The following is a 653-nucleotide window of genomic DNA, read 5'->3' on the forward strand; positions in this document are numbered from 1 at the left end:
ATCAGTCCGATGGACACGCCTACCTGCCGCGTCGTGGTTTGTGAAACCGTGCGTGTCACGACGTGGGTCCGTTCATTCGGCGCACCGCAAGGAGCAGGATTGGTGCCCCGACGAACGCGGTGATGACGCCGACCATCACTTCGGCGGGGCTTGCGATTACACGGCCCACAATGTCAGCAGATAGCAGCAAGACAGGGCCAAGCACCAGACAGAAGGTCAGCAGCCATCTATGGTCCACCCCCGTCAATGTCCGAACAATGTGTGGAACCGCGAGTCCGATGAACGCGATCGGGCCGACCATCGCCGTCGCCGCGGCGCAGAGCAGCGTTGTCGAAACCGCGCCAAGGATCTGCGTGCGGCCCACGTGCGCACCGAGGGCCTTGGCGGTCTCGTCTCCGAGGGCCAAGGCATTCAATGGTCCTGCCAGAGCTAGTGCTAACAGCAGACCGCAGAGAATAAACGGGAGCCCATCAAGGATCACGCTCGGGTCCCTCCCTGCGAGGGAGCCGACGACCCAAAAGCGGTATGTATCGAACACGGCCGGAAGGCTAAGTGCTACCGCTTGGATATACGCGGCGAGTACTGCCGTGACGACGATGCCGGCCAGCACTAAACGCACCGGTGTCGCCCCGCTCCGAGCGCCTGCCCCGATG

At 62.9% G+C, this 653-nt stretch carries 1 protein-coding gene; it reads right to left on the bottom strand.

Annotated features, from left to right (window positions below; all coding sequences use genetic code 11):
• Window positions 1–55: 55 nt before the first annotated feature.
• Window positions 56–653 (bottom strand): iron ABC transporter permease (locus tag JF66_RS19620; RefSeq protein ID WP_035880569.1); only part of this gene is annotated, 598 nt, incomplete at its 5' end.

This window comes from Cryobacterium sp. MLB-32, assembly GCF_000738085.1.
In the GTDB taxonomy this organism is placed as follows: Bacteria; Actinomycetota; Actinomycetes; order Actinomycetales; family Microbacteriaceae; genus Cryobacterium.